Source organism: Stenotrophomonas sp. SrG, from assembly GCF_050031795.1.
Classification (GTDB): domain Bacteria; phylum Pseudomonadota; class Gammaproteobacteria; order Xanthomonadales; family Xanthomonadaceae; genus Stenotrophomonas; species Stenotrophomonas rhizophila_A.
Map to the genome: position 1 here is coordinate 1 of NZ_JBNBBE010001535.1, position 233 is coordinate 233.

At 52.4% G+C, this 233-nt stretch carries 1 pseudogene; it reads right to left on the reverse strand.

Going from position 1 to position 233, the window contains the following annotated elements:
• Positions 1-4: 4 nt before the first annotated feature.
• A pseudogene (locus ACQG3P_RS24525) lies at positions 5-160 on the reverse strand (hypothetical protein); the annotation flags it as partial.
• Between the last annotated feature and the right edge of the window lie 73 nt (positions 161-233).

Consider the following 233-nt stretch of genomic DNA (forward strand, 5'->3'; position numbering starts at 1 on the left):
CGAACTAGTTGCGGAGCATCGCGTTGCCCCAAAGTCGCGTGTCATGTAGCTCCTGCCCTGGCTTTCTGTTGTCGACATAATAGGTCAGCACAACAGTTTCGAGATCCAATCGGTCTGGCCACGCGTGCTCATTCATCGTACTATTCAGTACGATGAGATTGGGCCTTTCCCGAGTTCACAAAATCCTAAATCAGCCCTGATTGCTGAGGCCAAGCAATGGCACAAGGGGGTCG